The 18,658-nt window shown below is 42.5% G+C and carries 16 protein-coding genes, 1 pseudogene and 1 other annotated feature; all 17 genes and pseudogenes read right to left on the bottom strand.

All coding sequences use genetic code 11. From position 1 onward, the window contains the following. Window positions 1–270: 270 nt before the first annotated feature. Window positions 271–897, bottom strand: a complete 627-nt coding sequence (gene pyrE, locus JSQ81_RS18920) for an orotate phosphoribosyltransferase (protein WP_212605530.1) — start codon at window positions 895–897, stop codon at window positions 271–273. Next, window positions 898–1,608, bottom strand: a complete 711-nt coding sequence (pyrF, locus tag JSQ81_RS18915) for an orotidine-5'-phosphate decarboxylase (RefSeq protein ID WP_212605529.1) — start codon at window positions 1,606–1,608, stop codon at window positions 898–900. It abuts the gene before it with no gap. Continuing rightward, window positions 1,605–2,519, bottom strand: coding sequence for a dihydroorotate dehydrogenase (locus JSQ81_RS18910; protein WP_212605528.1), 915 nt, complete (start codon window positions 2,517–2,519; stop codon window positions 1,605–1,607). The genes pyrF and JSQ81_RS18910 overlap by 4 nt, the downstream gene beginning before the upstream one ends. Further along, a complete protein-coding gene (locus JSQ81_RS18905) occupies window positions 2,516–3,292 on the bottom strand; it encodes a dihydroorotate dehydrogenase electron transfer subunit (protein ID WP_212605527.1) in 777 nt (258 codons plus the stop codon). The genes JSQ81_RS18910 and JSQ81_RS18905 overlap by 4 nt, the downstream gene beginning before the upstream one ends. Continuing rightward, window positions 3,289–6,486: a carbamoyl-phosphate synthase large subunit gene (gene carB, locus JSQ81_RS18900; RefSeq protein ID WP_212605526.1), complete on the bottom strand. Its 3,198-nt coding sequence runs from the start codon at window positions 6,484–6,486 to the stop codon at window positions 3,289–3,291. Before carB ends, JSQ81_RS18905 begins: the two co-directional genes overlap by 4 nt. Then, on the bottom strand, window positions 6,479–7,579 hold the full coding sequence (locus tag JSQ81_RS18895; RefSeq protein ID WP_212605525.1) for a carbamoyl phosphate synthase small subunit: 1,101 nt from the start codon (window positions 7,577–7,579) through the stop codon (window positions 6,479–6,481). Before JSQ81_RS18895 ends, carB begins: the two co-directional genes overlap by 8 nt. Continuing rightward, a complete protein-coding gene (locus tag JSQ81_RS18890; protein ID WP_212605524.1) occupies window positions 7,579–8,856 on the bottom strand; it encodes a dihydroorotase in 1,278 nt (425 codons plus the stop codon). The genes JSQ81_RS18895 and JSQ81_RS18890 overlap by 1 nt, the downstream gene beginning before the upstream one ends. A gap of 1 nt (window position 8,857) precedes the next feature. Next, the gene (locus JSQ81_RS18885) at window positions 8,858–9,736 is read right to left on the bottom strand and encodes an aspartate carbamoyltransferase catalytic subunit (RefSeq protein ID WP_212605523.1); all 879 of its coding nucleotides are present in this window, start codon (window positions 9,734–9,736) and stop codon (window positions 8,858–8,860) included. Window positions 9,737–9,760: 24 nt separating this feature from the next. Beyond that, window positions 9,761–11,047, bottom strand: a complete 1,287-nt coding sequence (locus tag JSQ81_RS18880) for a uracil-xanthine permease family protein (RefSeq protein WP_212605522.1) — start codon at window positions 11,045–11,047, stop codon at window positions 9,761–9,763. A 24-nt stretch (window positions 11,048–11,071) separates the two neighbouring features. Then, window positions 11,072–11,617, bottom strand: a complete 546-nt coding sequence (pyrR, locus tag JSQ81_RS18875) for a bifunctional pyr operon transcriptional regulator/uracil phosphoribosyltransferase PyrR (protein WP_212605521.1) — start codon at window positions 11,615–11,617, stop codon at window positions 11,072–11,074. A gap of 193 nt (window positions 11,618–11,810) precedes the next feature. Then, window positions 11,811–12,737 (bottom strand): RluA family pseudouridine synthase, encoded by a 927-nt coding sequence (locus JSQ81_RS18870; RefSeq protein WP_212605520.1) that lies wholly within the window; start codon window positions 12,735–12,737, stop codon window positions 11,811–11,813. Next, window positions 12,738–13,214: a signal peptidase II gene (lspA, locus tag JSQ81_RS18865; RefSeq protein WP_212605519.1), complete on the bottom strand. Its 477-nt coding sequence runs from the start codon at window positions 13,212–13,214 to the stop codon at window positions 12,738–12,740. Window positions 13,215–13,327: 113 nt separating this feature from the next. Then, a complete protein-coding gene (ileS, locus tag JSQ81_RS18860; protein ID WP_212605518.1) occupies window positions 13,328–16,090 on the bottom strand; it encodes an isoleucine--tRNA ligase in 2,763 nt (920 codons plus the stop codon). Window positions 16,091–16,134: 44 nt separating this feature from the next. Beyond that, window positions 16,135–16,351, bottom strand: a binding site (T-box leader). A gap of 111 nt (window positions 16,352–16,462) precedes the next feature. Beyond that, the gene (locus JSQ81_RS18855; protein WP_212605517.1) at window positions 16,463–16,972 is read right to left on the bottom strand and encodes a DivIVA domain-containing protein; all 510 of its coding nucleotides are present in this window, start codon (window positions 16,970–16,972) and stop codon (window positions 16,463–16,465) included. Between the two features lie 97 nt (window positions 16,973–17,069). Beyond that, complete coding sequence (locus JSQ81_RS18850) at window positions 17,070–17,846, bottom strand: YlmH family RNA-binding protein (RefSeq protein ID WP_212605516.1); 777 nt, start codon at window positions 17,844–17,846, stop codon at window positions 17,070–17,072. A gap of 116 nt (window positions 17,847–17,962) precedes the next feature. Beyond that, window positions 17,963–18,250 (bottom strand): YggT family protein, encoded by a 288-nt coding sequence (locus tag JSQ81_RS18845; protein ID WP_212605515.1) that lies wholly within the window; start codon window positions 18,248–18,250, stop codon window positions 17,963–17,965. A 26-nt stretch (window positions 18,251–18,276) separates the two neighbouring features. Then, window positions 18,277–18,564, bottom strand: a pseudogene (locus tag JSQ81_RS20265) (cell division protein SepF); the annotation flags it as partial. Window positions 18,565–18,658: the final 94 nt, after the last annotated feature.

Genomic DNA, 18,658 nt, shown 5'->3' with positions numbered 1-18,658 from the left:
GGGTTCGGTTGCTCTCGTTGCTCCAATGTTTATTTTCGTATCGAGGTGAATCCGTTTTTTATTCTCGTTGCGTAGCGGTTTGCTCTCGCTGCGGGTCCGGTTGCTCTCGGTGCTCCAACGTTTATTCTCGTATCGGAATGATCTCGTTTTTTATTACCTTTACACGACGCGCTCAGAAGATGAAGCACGGAGTTCGAACGCCGGGGAAAGGATATCATGAATGAATAAGTTTAGGCGTCTGAGAACAATCTCAGACGCCCATCTACTCGTTTATAATCTACCTTCTTTTAATTTACCATGCCAATCAAGCAAGCTGCTGATTGAGTTTTCATCTATTACACCTTTTTCTTTCGATACTTCAATTAGTGCACCGAAATTCGTTAAACTTTCGTATGTTAATTTTTCAGCTTCGAAGGCTTCATCAGCTTTCTTCAATTCATATGTAAAGATTGAGACAATCCCCGTAACTTCAATATCTTCAGAGCGAAGCGCAGCGGCAGCGTTTAAGCTACTACCTCCTGTTGAGATTAAATCTTCTACAATAATCGCTTTATCGCCGTGATTGATTTTCCCTTCAATTTGACGACTTCTTCCGTGCCCTTTTGCTGATGATCGGACATAAACCATTGGCAAACCAAGAATATCTGCCACCCATGCAGCATGTGGAATTCCGGCTGTTGCGGTACCAGCAATGATCGTCGTTTCCGGGTATTTCGTACGGATCAAATCGGCAAGACCTTCAGCAATTTGTTTGCGACCAACCGGGTCCGACATCGTTAGTCGGTTATCACAATAAATTGGGGATTCAATGCCGGATGCCCAAGTAAATGGTTCGTTGGGATTGATTTCAACGGCACCGACATTCAATAGAATTTCTGCAATTTCTTTTTTGACCATTTATCTCAGTCCTTCCCACTGTGAAGTAATTAATTTGTATGCTGCGTATGGATCTTGTGCAGCTGTAATTGATCTGCCAACTACGATATGAGTTGAGCCCGAGAGTCGTGCTTCTTCAGGTGTTGCAATTCTGATTTGGTCATTTTTCGCATCATCTGCCAGACGGATTCCAGGTGTCACTTTGAAAAACTCTGGCCCGCAAGTTTGTGAAATTGCGGATGCTTCTAGGACTGAACAAACAACGCCGTCAAGTCCTGCTTGCTGTGTCAATTTCGCATAATGTAAAACAGATTCTTCCAACGAAGCATCTATCAATTGTTCTTCACGAACTTGTCTTTCATCAGTCGATGTCAATTGAGTGACCCCGATGATTGAAGGCCTCTGAAGTCCCGCTGGCGTTCCTTTATCGAGCCCTTCCAATGCCGCCTCCATCATCGTTTTACCGCCAGCCGCATGCACATTTACAAGGTCAACGCCGAATCCTGCAAGAACTTCCATCGCTGATTTCACAGTGTTGGGGATATCATGGAGTTTTAAATCGAGAAAAACACCATAGCCCTCTTCTTTTAACTTCGCGACGATTGCGGGACCTTCTTTATAATAAAGTTGCATGCCCACTTTCACGTTTACACTTTGTTCGAATGGTTTTAAAAATATAAATGCTTCTTCTGCTGAATGAAAATCGAGTGCGATAATCGGTGATTTAATCAAAATCGGTGGCTCCTTCCTACTAATTCGGAAATGTGATCGATTCCAAGTTCATCTAGTTTTGCAGGTAATTCTTCAATAATTGTCGGGCAGATAAAAGGATTTACGAAGTTCGCAGTTCCGACCGCAACCGCACTTGCGCCTGCCGAAAGAAAGTCGATGACATCCTGGGTATTCGCTACCCCGCCCATACCGATAATGGGTATGTTGACGACTTGGCTCACTTCATGCACCATTTTTATCGCGACTGGTTTAATGGCTGGGCCTGATAATCCGCCAGTTTTGTTTGCAATAATTGGCTTCCCCGTTTTTTCATCGAGTCGCATGCCAAGAAGCGTGTTAATCATTGTAATTCCATCCGCACCGCCTTCTTCGACCGCGATTGCAATTTCTTTTATGTCGGTGACGTTCGGTGATAATTTTACATAAACAGGCACCTTGGAAACGGCTTTTACCGCGGCAGTTAACTCTTTCGCGATTAACGGATCAGTTCCAAATGTAATTCCGCCTTCTTTGACGTTCGGACAAGAAATGTTTAATTCTAGCGCATGAACATTCGGCGCAGTGGAAATCACTTTGGCAACTTCAACATAATCCGCGGTTTCTGTACCTGCGACGTTCGCGATGATCGGAACATCGAACTGTTCCAACCATGGAAGTTCCCCTTCCATTACGCCTTGCAATCCCGGATTTTGAAGTCCAATCGCATTGAGCATGCCGGAAGACGTTTCGGCAACGCGCGGCGTTGGATTCCCAAGTCTTGTTTCAAGCGTTGTCGCTTTTATCATAATCGCGCCTAATACAGATAAGTCATAGAACTTCCCGTACTCTTTTCCGAATCCAAAACAACCGGATGCTGGCATAATCGGGTTTTTCAACTGTAAACCTGGTAGATTTACTGAAAGTCTGTTCATATCGCCACCACCCCCGCTGGAAATACCGGACCGTCGGAGCAAACTTTAATATAGTTTTTCTCCGTGCCCGCTGTTGTTTCACAAACACATGCGAAGCAAGCCCCGACTCCGCAACCCATTCGCTGTTCGAATGAAAGAAATCCTTTTTTGCCTTCATACATTTTTTCAACTGCGTTTAACATCGGCATCGGGCCGCAACTGTAATAAGTCGAAAAGTCAGCGCCCAGCTTTTTCATCACATTTGTCACGAACCCTTGTGTTCCAGCTGTACCGTCAACTGTTACAATATGCGTTTCACCTAATGCGTTAAACTCTTCATGATAAAAGACGACATCTTCCGATTGAAAACCGAGCACGTGGATGCAATTGACACCTTTTGCTGTTAATTGTTTTGACAGTTCATACAGCGGAGGCACGCCGATTCCGCCGCCTATAAGGAAGGCTGTTTCACCAGCCTCCGTTTCTTCGACGGGAAAACCATTTCCTAACGGGCCTAGTACATCGACTATATCGCCTTCTCGTTTCGTTGAAAGGGCTTTAGTTCCCTGTCCTTCAGCACGATATAAAATTGTAATTTCATTTTCTTCTTCATTTATCGCCGCGATTGAAATGGGCCTGCGCAGCAACATTTCGTTTGAATCACTCACACGAATATGAACGAATTGTCCTGGTGATGTAATTTCATGAACAAGTTTTCCAGAAAGCGTCATCTCAAAAATATTATGCGCGATTTCTTTTTGAGATTTCACGATCATTTTGTCTTGGATGATCATACGCGCACCTCTTGTTTTATCATTTCTTCAGTTTGGAACGTCATGGATTCGATGACGCGAAGCATTGCAATCGCAGTATCCAGTGATGTGAAACATGGGATTCCGTTCTCGACTGTTTGACGGCGAATTCTGAAACCATCGCGTTCCGGTTGTTTTCCTTTTGTCAGTGTATTAATAACAAGTTGAGCTTCGCCTTTTTGTATGACATCAAGAAGCGTCGGCCCTTCCGAACCGATTTTGTCGACCATTTCCACGCGAATTCCCGCATCTTTTATCACAGTTGCAGTTCCCTCTGTTGCAAGAATTCGATAACCGATATTCGTAAATCGTTTCGCAATCCCGACAATTTCTTCTTTATCTTTATCGGAAACTGTCATTAATATCGATCCATATTCTTTTACTTCCATACCTGCTGCAACAAGCCCTTTATAAAGCGCTTTTTCAATTGTTACGTCTTTCCCCATAACCTCACCAGTCGATTTCATTTCAGGGCCAAGTGTGATATCCACACGTCCAAGTTTTTCAAATGAAAACACGGGAACTTTTACATAGACCCCTTCTGGCGCTACTGCAAGTCCGGATGGATAGCCTTGTTCAATAATTGATTGTCCAAGGATTGCTTTCGTTGCAATATTCGCCATCGGGATATTCGTAATTTTACTCAAGAACGGCACGGTACGACTTGAACGCGGATTCACTTCGATTACATATACTTCATCTTTTGAAATAACGTATTGGATATTAAGGAGCCCGATAATATTTAAACCCTGTGCAAGCCTTGTTGTGTAATCCGTAATTGTTTCTACATGTTTAGCAGATAAATTTTGCGGCGGGAACACGGCGATTGAATCCCCGGAGTGAACGCCAGCGCGTTCGATATGTTCCATAATTCCTGGGATAAGAACATTTTCCCCATCGCTGATTGCATCTACTTCAATTTCAGTTCCTGTTAAATATCTGTCAATCAAAACGGGTTGTTCTGGACTTGCCTCAACCGCGTGTTCCATATAATAAATCAGTTCTTTTTCCGCATAAACGATTTCCATCGCACGGCCGCCGAGTACGTAAGAAGGTCTAACTAAAACCGGATACCCAATTTCATTGGCGATATCAATTGCTTCTGGAACAGAGACTGCCGTCTTTCCAAGCGGTTGCGGGATACTAATTTCACGAAGTGCACTTTCGAATTTATTTCGATTTTCCGCACGGTCCGTATCTTCAAGCGATGTTCCTAAAATTTTCACGCCGCGTGCTTCAAGTCCGTCCGCGAGATTGATAGCGGTTTGTCCACCGAACTGAACGATGACGCCTTCTGGCTGTTCAAGGTCGATAATATTCATAACATCTTCCAACGTTAACGGTTCAAAATAAAGTTTATCTGATATGGAGAAGTCCGTCGAAACTGTTTCTGGATTATTATTAACAATAATCGCTTCGTAGCCTGATTCTTGGATTGCCCAAACAGAGTGGACCGTCGCATAATCGAATTCGACGCCTTGACCGATTCGTATCGGCCCAGAACCTAATACGATGACGCTTTTTTTATCGGTTCGAATCGATTCATTCTCTTCTTCATAAGTTCCGTAAAAATAAGGTGTATCGGACTCGTATTCACCTGCGCATGTATCAACCTTTTTATAAACTGGAATGATGTCCAGTTCTTTACGCAAGTTATATACTTCGATTTCTTTTGTATTCCAGAGTTTTGCAATCGCAACGTCGGAAAAGCCCATGCGTTTCGCTTCATATAATGTTTTTGGATTGAATGGATCTGCACCAACAACATCTTCATGAGTAATAATGTTTTCGAATTTACGAAGGAAGAATTTATCGATCATACTCCACTCATGAAGGGTCTCAACTGTAACCCCTCTGCGCAAAGCTTCGCCGATAAAAAATAGTCGTTCGTCACCTGCACGGCGGATTCTTTTTTCAATCCATTCATCGGTCATACCAGCGCCATCTTTTAAGCCTAAGTCAAATTGACCAACTTCTAGGGAACGAACCGCTTTCAAAATCGACTCTTCAAACGTCCGCCCGATGGCCATGACTTCTCCTGTAGCTTTCATTTGAGTGCCAAGATTTCGTTTAGCAGATTCAAATTTATCAAAAGGCCAACGCGGAATTTTTGTCACGACATAATCAAGTGTCGGTTCAAAACAGGCATATGTTGTTCCAGTCACCGGGTTCATCATTTCATCTAGCGTCAAGCCGACTGCGATTTTCGCTGCTAATTTTGCGATTGGATAACCAGTCGCTTTGGAAGCGAGTGCCGAAGAACGACTTACACGCGGATTCACTTCGATAATATAGTAGTTAAAGCTATGCGGATCGAGCGCAAGTTGAACGTTACAACCGCCTTCAATCCCCAATTCGCGAATGATTTTCAAGGAAACATTTCGCAACATTTGATTTTCACGGTCTGTTAATGTTTGACATGGCGCTGTTACGATTGAGTCGCCAGTATGAATCCCCACTGCATCAATATTTTCCATATTACAAACGACAATTGCGTTATCTGCGGAGTCACGCATGACTTCATATTCGATTTCCTTGAAACCTGCAATGGACTTTTCAAGAAGACATTGTGTAACCGGGCTCGCTTTCAATCCGTTCGCAACAATTTCTTTTAATTCTTCATCATTTTCGCAAATCCCGCCGCCTGTTCCACCGAGTGTAAAGGCTGGTCGAACAATGACCGGATAACCAATTCGTTCAACAAATGCGAACGCCTCGTCAAGATTGTGGATAATATCGCTCTCCGGAACGGGTTCTCCGAGGTCATTCATCAGCGTGCGGAATAAATCACGGTCTTCCGCTTGGTGAATGGCATCTAATTTCGTTCCTAGTATTTCGATATTTAACTCATCCAATATGCCAGAATCATGAAGCTCAATGGCCATATTTAGTCCCGTTTGACCGCCTAATGTTGCAAGCAGCGCATCTGGACGTTCTTTTCGAATGATTCGACTGACGAATTCAAGCGTGATTGGCTCGATATATACTTTGTCGGCAATTTCTGTGTCTGTCATAATTGTTGCAGGGTTCGAGTTAATCAAAATCACACGGTAACCTTCTTCTTTTAAAGAAAGGCAAGCTTGCGTCCCCGCATAATCAAATTCAGCCGCTTGGCCAATTACAATCGGTCCAGAACCTATTACTAAAATCGTTTCGATATCGTTTCGTTTAGGCATTGAATTGCTCCTTTCGGTTGTTCGTTTTCATTAGTTCAGTAAAACGATCAAATACATGATTGGCATCTTCTGGTCCAGGTGAAGCTTCAGGATAAAATTGGACTGAGAATGCTGTGTGCTCGGTGCTTTCCAAACCTTCAATTGAATCGTCGTTGAGCGCTTTATGCGTTACATGGAGACCCGTTCCTTCCAATGTCGCCTCGTCAACTGCATAGCCGTGACCTTGCGCTGTAAGTTCTGTTCTTCCCGTTTGTAAATCTTTTACCGGGTAATTGCCGCCTCTATGGCCATTTTTCAATTTAACAACACTAGCCCCGCATGCAAGCGCCAGTAATTGGTGACCCAGTCCGATGCCGAAGATCGGCGCTGTACCGAGCAAATCTTTTATTGTATCAACCGCGCCTGCAACGTCTTCTGGGTTTCCCGGGCCATTCGTTAACACGATGCCATCCGGATACAAGGACTGAACTTCCAAGGATGAGGAATTATACGGAACGACGATAACGTCGCAGTCGCGTTTGTTCAATTCTCTTAATATGCCATGTTTCATGCCGTAATCGATGACGACAACACGTTCGCCGCGGCCTGGACTTGGATACGGTCGTTTGGTTGAAACCTTGGCAACGAGATTTGTCGGGAGTTGGAAATCTTTTACTCGCTCAATTTCTCCCGCGGTGTCGATTTCTTCACCCGTTGCCGTAAGAATTCCTTTTAACGGACCTTTTTCGCGGAGAATGCGTGTTAACTTTCGAGTATCGATGCCTTGAATTCCTGGAATGCCTTTCATAGTCAGCAATTCATCCAAAGACATATCGCTTCTGAAATTCGATGGTTCGTCGGCAAGTTCTCGGACGATAATGCCGTTCATCGCTGGTTCGATCGATTCAAAATCATCGCGATTTATGCCGTAGTTCCCGATTAACGGATACGTCATGACAATCATTTGTCCGCAATTGGATGGATTTGAAATCACTTCTTGGTAGCCGGTCATCCCTGTCGTGAAAACTGTTTCACCTATTGAAGCTTCATCTGAACCAAATGCTTTTCCAATAAAAGTCGTGCCGTCTTCCAAAATGAGCATTCTTTTCTTCATTATTGTCCATCCTCCCAAACGACTTTTCCTTCGAAAATTGTTGTCACAGGCCAACCAGCACATACCCACCCGTCAAATGGCGTATTCTTTCCTTTTGACACGAAGGTTTCTCGGTCAATCGCTAGTTCTTTATTCAAATCGATGAGAACAAGATCTGCCGTCGCTCCGACTTCAAGTGTGCCGTATGGCAAGTCAAAAATTTCAGCTGGTTTTTTCGTCATCCAATCCACCAGTTGCTGAAGTGTCCAAGTACCTTTTTTCACGAAGTTTGTATACAACAGCGGGAATGCTGTTTCCAGCCCTGTGATTCCGAATGGCGCTGTTTTTGTTCCTGCAGCTTTTTCTTCTGCTGTATGCGGTGCGTGATCCGTTGCAATAACGTCTAGCGTACCGTCTAGTAACCCTTCACGAAGTGCTTGTAAGTCATCTTCCCCGCGAAGTGGCGGATTCATTTTCCAATCTGCGTCATCTCCCGGAATATCATTTTCCGATAATAGAAGATGGTGAGGACTCACTTCCGCGGTTACATGAATGCCTGCTTTTTTTGCGTCGCGAATGACTCGGACGGATTCCTTCGTGCTTACATGGCAAACATGATAATGCGCGCCTGCAGCTTCTGCGAGCAGAACATCGCGTGCAATGTGAACGGATTCTGCAATGGATGGAATTCCAGGAAGGCCAAGTTCCATATTTCGTTTTCCTTCATGCAGCGCACCGCCGTAAATTAATGTATTGTCTTCACAGTGTGCAACAATTGCCATCCCGATTTTCGCCGCGTCTTGCATCGCTTCGTACATCATGCCTGCTTGTTGAACACCTACCCCGTCATCTGTAAATGCGAATGCGCCGTGTTCTTTTAATTCCGACAGATTTGTGCGTTCTTTTCCTGCTTCGCGAATCGTAATGGATGCATATGGGAGTACTCGAATGAGTGCATTTTCTTCTATAAGTTTATTTACGAGTGTCAGGTTTTCTATCGTATCCGGTACAGGTCTTGTATTTGGCATTGGACAGATAGTTGTATAGCCGCCTTTTGCTGCTGCTAGTGTTCCACTTTTAATCGTTTCTTTATGTTCTCCGCCCGGCTCGCGTAAATGGACATGAACGTCTACAAATCCTGGTGAAAGAAACAGGCCTTTTCCGTCAATGACTTGCGAACCTCCGACTTCTAGTTGCTCGCCGATTTCCGATACTTTGTCACCCGTTATTCTTACATCTCTTGTAATCAATTCCCCATCACCATTTAGTAATTGTATTTCCTGAATTAGTTTTCCCATGTTAATTCCTCCCATTTAGAATTAATTCTAGTACGGCCATTCGAATATACACACCGTTTTCCATTTGCTTGAAAATCCTTGATTTCGGACATTCAATTAAAGCTTCATCTATTTCAACACCACGATTGAATGGTGCAGGATGCATGATAATCGCATTTTCTTTCATTCTTTTTGCGCGTTCCAGTGTAAGTCCAAACTGGTTATGATAGCTTTCTTTCGTAAATATTGATTTTTCGTTATGTCTTTCATGTTGGACTCGGAGAAGCATCACGACATCCGAGTTTAGTAGATTCTCGTTCCACTCATGAACTGCGTCAAATTCACCGCACCATCCCGCTGGACATAGGAAAGTAACATGAGCACCCAGTCTGGTTAAAGCATCAGCATTCGATCTTGCCACACGGCTATGAGCAATATCCCCTGCAATGACAATATTCAATCCTTCGAATGAACCGAACTCTTTGCGAATTGTATATAAATCGAGCAGTGACTGCGTCGGATGTTGACCGGATCCGTCCCCTCCGTTAATGATGGAGATGTTTGTCTTGCCTATTAGCTGATCGTAATACCCGACATCAGGATGACGTATGACGAGCGCATCGAGTCCAATCGACTCTAGGGTTTTGACAGTGTCATAGAGCGTTTCGCCTTTTATCGTACTAGAAAGCCCTGTTTCAAATGGAACTACGTCCAGTCCAAGTTTTCGTTCTGCAACTTCAAAACTCGTTTTTGTTCTCGTGCTCGGTTCGAAAAACAAATTTGAAACCGTATATTTTTTAGGTAGTTCACGTGCGCCGTATTCTTCAAAGTTTTGAGCGCGGTCCAGAAGTGCTAGTATTTCTGTTTCACTTAATTGTTGCATCGATACTAAATCATTCATCCGACTCATCCTCCTTGTACCGCTTTACTCTGTTTCGTCCGTTAACTTTTCCTCGGCTTTTCCGGGTAGCAGCAGGTTTAGCAATACACCGACGATTGCCGCAAGCGCCATTCCTTCAATTTCGAATGTTTCACTGAACTTTATTGTCGCTCCTCCAATTCCGATCACTAGAATGACAGATGAGATAACTAAATTGCGTTGATTCCCAAAGTCGACCTTATGATCTACGAGCATTCTGAGCCCTGATGAAGCGATAATTCCGAATAAGAGAATGGATATTCCGCCGAGAACTGCTGTAGGAATTGTGGCAATTATCGCCATCACTTTTCCTAAGAATGAGAACAATATAGCGAAAACCGCTGCGCCTATGATGACATAAATGCTGTATACGCGTGTTATCGCAAGAACACCAATATTTTCACCGTATGTTGTTTTCGGCGGACCCCCGATCAATCCACTGATTAATGTACCAAGACCGTCACCGAGTAATGAGCGGTTCAATCCTGGATTTTCTATGTAATTTCGGTCAACGATACGACCTAGAACAAGTTGGTGCCCGATATGTTCAGATATCGTAACGATAGCAATCGGCACCATAATGAAGAGAAGCGTTGGTGTTACCACGAATTCATAATCGATACCCGGGATAAGCATTTCAGGAATCTCAAACCACTTTGCTTTTAGTACTTTTGAAAAATCCAAGATTCCGATTGCCGCCGAGTATAGATAGCCAACTACGATACCTATCAGAATCGGCATCAAGCTTATTACCCCTTTAAAAAACATAATGCATATGATGGCTGCAGCTAACGTTACAAGCGCGGCAGAAAAGTGAAGCAAGTTGTAAACAGGTTCTCCGTCTACTTGAATTGTACTTGCCATTCCAACCGCTGTAGGAGCCAACGCGAGTCCGATGACCATAATAACTGGACCTACAACGATAGGCGGAAGTAATTTCATAATCCATCTGTAACCAGTTTTCCAAATCAGTAGCGAGACAATCGCATAGACGAGCGCGACAAACATGCTTCCGATCATTGCACTTCCGATACCGCCACTCGCTGTGGCTACTTGAATCGGTATGATAAAAGCGAATGAAGAACCTAGATATGCGGGAACTTGAAAACGTGTAACCAATATGAATATAATCGTCGCGATTCCACTTGTTAATAGTGCAATCGCTGGGCTTAAACCGACGAGTTGCGGAACAAGAATCGTTGCCCCGAACATTGCGAACATATGCTGCAAGCTAAGTGTCAGCCATTTACCTGCCGTTGGTTTTTCGTGTACATCTAATACCTTATCGCTCATTCATAATTCCCCCATACAGTTTCTTTATTTTTTCGAATGGATTGTGACACTATCTTCATCATCGGTTTCGTGCAAGTTGACAACGACACGTTCAAGATTCGATGTCGGTATATTTTTCCCAACGAAATCCGGTCGAATCGGCAATTCACGATGTCCACGGTCGACAAGAACAGCTAGTTGAATTTGCGACGGTCTTCCGATATCCATGACTGCATCCATCGCCGCGCGAACTGTTCGTCCGGTATAAAGTACATCGTCGACAAGAATAACTTTTCGTTCATTGACATCATGCGAGATATCAACTTGATGTACGCGTGGTTCGTTGTCAGCATGTTTTGTTTCCAAATCATCACGGTAAAGTGTGATGTCGAGTTCACCTGAACGAATCGCCTTCCCCTCAATTTGTTCGATTTTTTTAGAGAGCCGGTCTGCGAGATATGCCCCTCTTGTTTTAATGCCAACGAGTATGCAATCGTCAATTCCTTTATTTCTTTCTATAATTTCATGTGCAATTCTCGTCAATGCTCGTCCGATTGCTTGTTCATCGAGAATATTTGCTTTTTCTGTCATTTGGTTTCCTCCTTGGAAATTTGTTCAAAATAAAAACCCTCCCTGCCAGTTAAGGCGGGAGGGTAGACTTGCAGAAAAATTGTACAGCAAAATGCGCGCAGCTATGCCGCTGTACTTTCCGTGCAACCTTCCCAGCCTCTCTGGACTGATTTTAAAGGTGTCGCTTATTTGATTACTTTTTAGTAGTATACTTTTACTTTTCTGGAATGTCAACGTTATTACGAATGTTTTCAACCAACTTTTGAAAATCTGCTGGAGGCTCTACTGTAAACTCTATAAACTCCCATGTTTCTGGATGTTTGAATCCGAGCGTTCCCGCATGAAGTACTTGACCGCCGAAATCGAATGTTTCTGCTTGACCATATTTTGGATCCCCGACTAATGGGTGACCAATATATTTCATGTGGACACGGATTTGATGCGTCCTTCCCGTTTCGAGTGTGCATTCAACGAGTGTATATTCACCGAATCGTTCAAGCACTTTAAAGTGAGTAATCGCATCTTTCCCTTTATCCGTTACAGTCATGCTTTGTCTATCGCGAGTATCACGGCCGATCGGCGCGTCTATTGTCCCGTTATCATGTGGGATATGCCCGTGCACGAGTGCTGTGTAGACTCTTTTCACGGATTTTTCAACGAGTTGGTTGACGAGCGAAATATGTGCTTTATCATTTTTCGCCACCATTAGGAGTCCTGATGTGTCTTTGTCTGTACGGTGGACAATGCCAGGTCGCAGCACGCCGTTTATTCCGGACAAGTCTTTGCAATGATACATTAGGCCATTCACAAGCGTGCCGCTCGCGTGTGACTTTGCTGGATGCACGACCATGCCGCGCGGTTTATTGACAACGAGGACATCTCCATCTTCATAAACAATATCTAACTCTAAATCCTCAGCTGTGATGTCGAGTTCTTCAGGTTCTGGTTCATCGACCGTTAAAAGATCGCCAGTTTTCACACGATAATTAGGTTTAACTGTTTTCGTATTGACCAAAACATCGCCGTCTTTTATCCATTGTTGGATTTGAGTTCGTGATAAATCCGGTCGACTCGTCGACAAAACTTTATCAATACGACTGCCTTCGTCTTCTTCTTGTATTTCGATTCGAATAATTTCCATTTACGACACCTTTTTCTTATTCTTTTTTTCATCCAAAATAATATGGATAATGAGTATGGCTACGCCCACAGACAATGCGGCGTCAGCGACATTAAATATCGGAAAATCGTAATTGATAACTGGAATTAAAACAGAAACAAAATCAACAACCTCTCCGCGCAATAAACGATCGATAAAATTACCGATTGCGCCGCCGAGAAGTAACATTAAACTGATGCTAAAAAGTTTATGTCCCCGTGCTTCTTTATGAAAGTAGTATATAATTCCCGCAACAACAATCACTGTAACAATGTAAAATAACCACATTTGACCTTCTAACATGCCCCATGCCGCGCCTCTATTTCGATGCGAAAGCAGACCAAAATATGGTTCGATAATCGTAATTCTTTCACCCAATTGCATATTGGTTGCAACAAGCCATTTCGTTATTTGATCGATTAAAATAACAACTATTGCCAATGCATAATAAATAAGCAAGACCGACAACTCCCGTCAACAGATTCACTTTTAATATTACCACAAAAAAAGAAACAGTTGCAGCAATCGTCATAGAAAGACTGCCACAACTGTCTGATTATAATTCGTTATTTTTAAGAATAATATTTCTTAACAACTTCTGCACAGCGCGTACAAATTTCTGGATGTGTTTCATCCTTACCGACTGTTTCAGAAATTGTCCAGCAACGATCGCATTTTTCACCGTCTGCTTTTTCAACTAGGACACTTACTGTATCTAGTTTAAGCGCATTTTCCGGTGTAGATGCGAACTCGCCTTCGATGAATTTCGAAACGATGAAGAATTGTGCATAATCGATATCGTCTGCTTTAAAGATATCGTTTAATTCTTCAGGAACGAAAACCGTCACTTTCGCTTCTAATGATTTCCCGATACCTTTATCACTTCGCGCCACTTCAAGAGCTTTCAGTACATCGTCTCTAACAGTCATCAATGTTGCGAAACGCTCTTCCAATTGCGCAACTTTCTCACCTAAGTCCTGTGCTTCTGGCATATCTGTCAATTGAACACTTTCTTCTTCGACATGCTCAAGATGCGACCACATTTCTTCTGCAGTATGCGGTAGAATTGGTGCTAATAATTTTACCAAAGCAAACAATGATTCATACATGACCGTCTGCATTGCACGACGATGTGGGTGTTCTTTGTTTTCAATATAAACAACATCTTTTGCAATATCTAGATAGAATGAGCTTAAAATTCCCGTACAGAAATTATTCACCGCATGATATACAGCTGCAAATTCATAGTCTTCATATGCCTGACGAACCTCTTTGATCAAACCTTGTAGTTTGACGTAGACATATTGATCAACCGGGCGAAGATCTTCAAATGCAACGCTGTCTGTATTTGGATTAAAGTCAGATGTGTTTCCGTGAACAAAACGGAAGGTGTTACGGATTTTCCGGTATACTTCCCCGACTTGTTTAAAGTTTGAATCCGAAACGCGAACATCCGCAGTATAATCTACTGAAGATACCCATAAGCGAAGAATCTCCGCTCCAAATTGATTCATTACTTTTTCTGGCACGATTACGTTACCAACAGACTTACTCATCTTGCGTCCATTGCCATCAAGCGTAAATCCGTGGCTTAATAAACCTTTGTAAGGCGCATGACCGTTAATCGCTACACTCGTTGTAAGCGAAGAGTTAAACCATCCGCGGTACTGATCGGATCCTTCCAAGTACAAATCAGCAGGATAGACAAGATCATCTCTTTCTTCAAGAACGCCTTGATGTGTTGAACCCGAGTCAAACCAAACATCCATAATATCCGTTTCTTTAGTAAATGCGCCATTCGGGCTGCCTTCATGCACAAATCCTTCTGGCAGCAAGTCTTTCGCATCCCACTCAAACCAAATATTAGAACCGTGTTCGCGGAACAATTCGGACACGCGTGCAATCGTATCTTCTGTAATAATTGAATCGCCATTTTCTGCATAAAAAACAGGAATTGGGACTCCCCAAACGCGTTGACGTGAAATACACCAGTCTCCGCGGTCGCGGACCATATTGTAAAGGCGTGTTTCTCCCCATGAAGGCGTGAATTTCGTTTCTTTAATTGCAGTTAGCAAGTCGTCGCGGAATGTCTCGATGGAAGCAAACCACTGTGCAGTTGCACGGAAAATAACAGGTTTTTTCGTTCTCCAATCATGCGGGTACGAGTGAGTCACAAATGATAATTTTTCAAGTGCGCCGACTTTATCCAGGGCTTCTGAAACTGCTTTATTTGCATCATCGTAGAAAAGACCTTCGAATCCTGGTGCTTCATCTGTCATAACTCCACGATCATCGACTGGACATAATGCGTCAATACCATAAGTACGAGAAACATAAAAGTCTTCTTCCCCGTGTCCCGGAGCTGTATGAACACAACCTGTACCAGCGTCAATTGTAACGTGATCGCCGAGCATAATCAGTGAATCGCGATCGTACAATGGGTGTTTAGCTTTGATGCGATCTAATTCAACGCCTTTTATCACATGTTCAACCGTATAGTCTTCCCAACCGATTTCTCCTGCCACGAATGACAGTAAGTCTTCCGCAATCAGGAATTTTTCTTCCCCGACCTTAACAATAATATAATTAAATTCTGGGTGGACTGTAATTCCAAGGTTTGCCGGAATTGTCCAAGGTGTCGTCGTCCAGATTAAAAACTGTACATCATTTTCAAGTACGCCGCGTCCATCTTTAACCGGGAAACTAACATAGATAGAAGGTGATCTTTTATCTTGATATTCAATTTCCGCTTCGGCTAATGCTGATTCACTTGACGGAGACCAAAATACCGGGCGCAACCCTTTATAAATATAGCCCTTCTTAGCCATTTCACCGAAAACTTCAATTTGACGTGCTTCGAATTCAGGTTTTAGGGTGATGTATGGATTATCCCAATCTCCACGCACGCCAATACGTTTAAATTGTGTGCGTTGGTTATCAATTTGTTTAAGTGCATATTCTTCACACATTTTTCGGAACTCAGCAACTGAATGATCACTTCTTTTCACGCCAGTGTTAACGAGCGCTTGCTCAATTGGCAAACCATGCGTATCCCAACCCGGAACATAAGGTGCGTTATATCCAGTCATCGATTTAAAACGAACAATCATGTCTTTCAGCACTTTGTTTAGCGCATGACCCATGTGTAAATCACCATTTGCATACGGCGGTCCGTCATGCAAAACAAAAAACGGTCGATCTTTGGTGCGTTCTTGCACCTTGCCGTAAATGTCCATCTCTTCCCATTTCGTTTGCATTTCCGGTTCTTTGTTCGGTAAATTCCCGCGCATCGGGAATTTTGTATTCGGCATCAATAATGTATCTTTGTAATCCATTAAAAATCCTCCTTGTAAAATAAAATAAAAAAACCCCGTCCCTAAAAAGGGACGAGGAATACTCGCGATACCACCCTACTTGCAACTTTGAAAAAGCTGCCACTCAGATACCATAACGGAGGTATATCCGGGTTTGCGTACTCAAATTCCGCAAACCAGCTCAAGAGTGATTTTCATTTTCAGTGTGTATTCCAGGCTCTCACCGTCCCTGAATCGCTTTATACAACATCAGAAAATTACTATCTCTATCATTGCTTGTCATCTACATGAAATTTAAAATCTGTTACTTACAATATATGCACATAATTGTTTATTACAATATATGCCCATAATTATAATTGCGAACAGAAAAGGAGTCAAGTTTTATTGATCTTATCGCTCTTCTGCGACTTTATGAAGTTTTTCCGCATCTACCTTGTACTCAAGCAACTCATCCCAGTCACTTGACTGGACTAAATCCAATTGCGCTTCAATGAGCATTTTAAAACGATTTCGGAAAACTTTGGACTGTTTTTTCAAGTCTTCAATTTCCACGGCAATTTTCTGTGCACGCGAAAGCGCTTCGTTAACAATGCGGTCTGCATTTTTCTCCGCTTCTTTAATAATCAACTTTGCTTCTTTCATTGAGTTGCGTCGAACGTCTTCTGCAGCTTCTTGCGCCGTGAGAATCGACTTTTGGAGTGTCGTTTCAATTGTATTGAAATGAGTCACTTGCTCTGTTGATTGTTTTAAACTATTTTCCAACGTCTTTTTTTCTTCAAGTACATTTTCATAATCTTTAAGTACTTGTTCCAAAAATTCATTGACTTCATCTTCATCATACCCACGAAACATTGATCGACTAAACTCTTTATTATGTATATCAAGCGGTGATAATGCCATATGTCGAATCCTCCTATTACCTTAGTAAATATCATTATACATAAAACGAGTCAAAATGACATCAATTATCAGTATTTTCACATATAGTTTGTGATTACTATTCTAGATGCCCCGTTAGAAGTCGAACTTTATCTTTTCGTGTTCTTCCTTCTACCGCAATAATTTTGAATCGCCCCGAACCTCGAATTGATAACATATCCGATTCATATAGCTCGGCTGATGGATCATTTTGTGTTGCCCAGTTCACTCTTACTCTATCGCTACGGATTAATACTGAAGCTTTTTGTCGGGAAAGATTTAATAGCGATGCGATAACAGCGTCAAGTCGCATTGAACTAACTATTTGCAGCGATTCAACCCATGTATCAAGTGTAGCAATCAACTCTTCCTTGTTTTCAACTTCTTCAACAGAAACTTTTGCCTTTCCAATCGCATTAAAGTTTGCTGTTATATAATCTTTTAAATCGGAGACTACGGCAAATTGCACTTCATCCCCTGCCAGTTGGATATCGCCAAATTTCGCACGATCGATTCCAAGCGACATAAGTGATCCAAGAACATCCTTATGCTCGAGCGTTAGAAATTTCGTTGCATATTTCACGCGAAATACCGTCACTTCGAAATCAGTTGGTTCTGGAACGTAATAACTTGGAAATAGTAATACCCTCATTCTTTCGCTTTCTGGATAAGCACCGTAAGATTCGACTAAAATATCAGTTCCGCCAATTAGCGAATCCATGATAAAGCGCTCCCTAGGATCTAGAAAATCAGTCAATTTAGGCGCATATGAGTTTTCCACTTCTCGTACCCATCCCATAGCCATTTCAATGAAAGGTTGTTCATCTTTTCTAAAATGCTGCATGATTGAATCCACGGCCTATACTCCTCATCTACGCTGCAAAAACTATCCAAAAAAAGTAATTGTCTAATTTGATTAGCTATTTCTTTGTTGTTTAAAAAACCCCCACAACAGTGAGGATTTAAAAGTTGTTAATAAATTGCTTGAATGATCATATTAAAAATAGTTGCTACGCCCCTGTCAATAAAACGCAAAGCAAAGATCGCGACAATCGGCGAAATATCAATCATCCCGAGCGGCGGGATGAACTGCCGGAAAAAAGATAAATACGGATCAACAATTTTACCCAATAATTGACCGAATTTACCTTCCCGCATTGATGGTACCCAAGACATTAAAATATAGGCGATAAGCAGGAAACTAAATAATGTAATTGCGTTGCTTATTAAATCAGCTAATATTACTATAAATTGAACCATTATGAATCGTACACCTCATCTAGTTTCTATTGTTCGAAATAATCGGATATGGCTCCAGCAACTTCAACGTTATCTGGCACACAGAGGAAAATATCTGTCCCGATACGTTGAATATCTCCGCCAAGTGCATAAACTGTACCGCTTAGGAAATCAATAATGCGAACGCCTTGATCTCGTTCAATTCGTTGCAAATTAACGACCACTGCCTTTTTGTTTTTCAAGTGTTCGGAAATGTCTTGTGCTTCAGCATATACACGCGGTTCAATAAGAATTACTTTTGATGACTTTTGAACACTTTGTAAGCTGACAACTCTGTTCGATTGCTGCTCATTTTTGACTGGTTGTTGCGGACGTGCTTTTGTCCTTTTCGGGGTTTCAATCGGACGCTGTTCTTCTTGCTTCCTTTGC

Source organism: Sporosarcina sp. Marseille-Q4063, assembly GCF_018309085.1.
In the GTDB taxonomy this organism is placed as follows: domain Bacteria; phylum Bacillota; class Bacilli; order Bacillales_A; family Planococcaceae; genus Sporosarcina.
The sequence above is the reverse complement of the archived record's forward strand: the minus strand, read 5'-3'. Positions and strand labels throughout refer to the sequence as shown.

Excerpts from the sequence above, each read along its gene's own strand:
- pyrE (WP_212605530.1), bottom strand. The coding sequence starts at position 897 with ATGGTCAAAAAAGAAATTGCAGAAATTCTATTGAATGTCGGTGCCGTT.
- JSQ81_RS18910 (WP_212605528.1), bottom strand. The coding sequence starts at position 2,519 with ATGAACAGACTTTCAGTAAATCTACCAGGTTTACAGTTGAAAAACCCG.
- JSQ81_RS18905 (WP_212605527.1), bottom strand. The coding sequence starts at position 3,292 with ATGATCATCCAAGACAAAATGATCGTGAAATCTCAAAAAGAAATCGCG.
- carB (WP_212605526.1), bottom strand. The coding sequence starts at position 6,486 with ATGCCTAAACGAAACGATATCGAAACGATTTTAGTAATAGGTTCTGGA.
- JSQ81_RS18895 (WP_212605525.1), bottom strand. The coding sequence starts at position 7,579 with ATGAAGAAAAGAATGCTCATTTTGGAAGACGGCACGACTTTTATTGGA.
- JSQ81_RS18890 (WP_212605524.1), bottom strand. The coding sequence starts at position 8,856 with ATGGGAAAACTAATTCAGGAAATACAATTACTAAATGGTGATGGGGAA.
- JSQ81_RS18885 (WP_212605523.1), bottom strand. The coding sequence starts at position 9,736 with ATGAATGATTTAGTATCGATGCAACAATTAAGTGAAACAGAAATACTA.
- JSQ81_RS18880 (WP_212605522.1), bottom strand. The coding sequence starts at position 11,047 with ATGAGCGATAAGGTATTAGATGTACACGAAAAACCAACGGCAGGTAAA.
- pyrR (WP_212605521.1), bottom strand. The coding sequence starts at position 11,617 with ATGACAGAAAAAGCAAATATTCTCGATGAACAAGCAATCGGACGAGCA.
- JSQ81_RS18870 (WP_212605520.1), bottom strand. The coding sequence starts at position 12,737 with ATGGAAATTATTCGAATCGAAATACAAGAAGAAGACGAAGGCAGTCGT.
- ileS (WP_212605518.1), bottom strand. The coding sequence starts at position 16,090 with ATGGATTACAAAGATACATTATTGATGCCGAATACAAAATTCCCGATG.
- JSQ81_RS18855 (WP_212605517.1), bottom strand. The coding sequence starts at position 16,972 with ATGGCATTATCACCGCTTGATATACATAATAAAGAGTTTAGTCGATCA.
- JSQ81_RS18845 (WP_212605515.1), bottom strand. The coding sequence starts at position 18,250 with ATGGTTCAATTTATAGTAATATTAGCTGATTTAATAAGCAACGCAATT.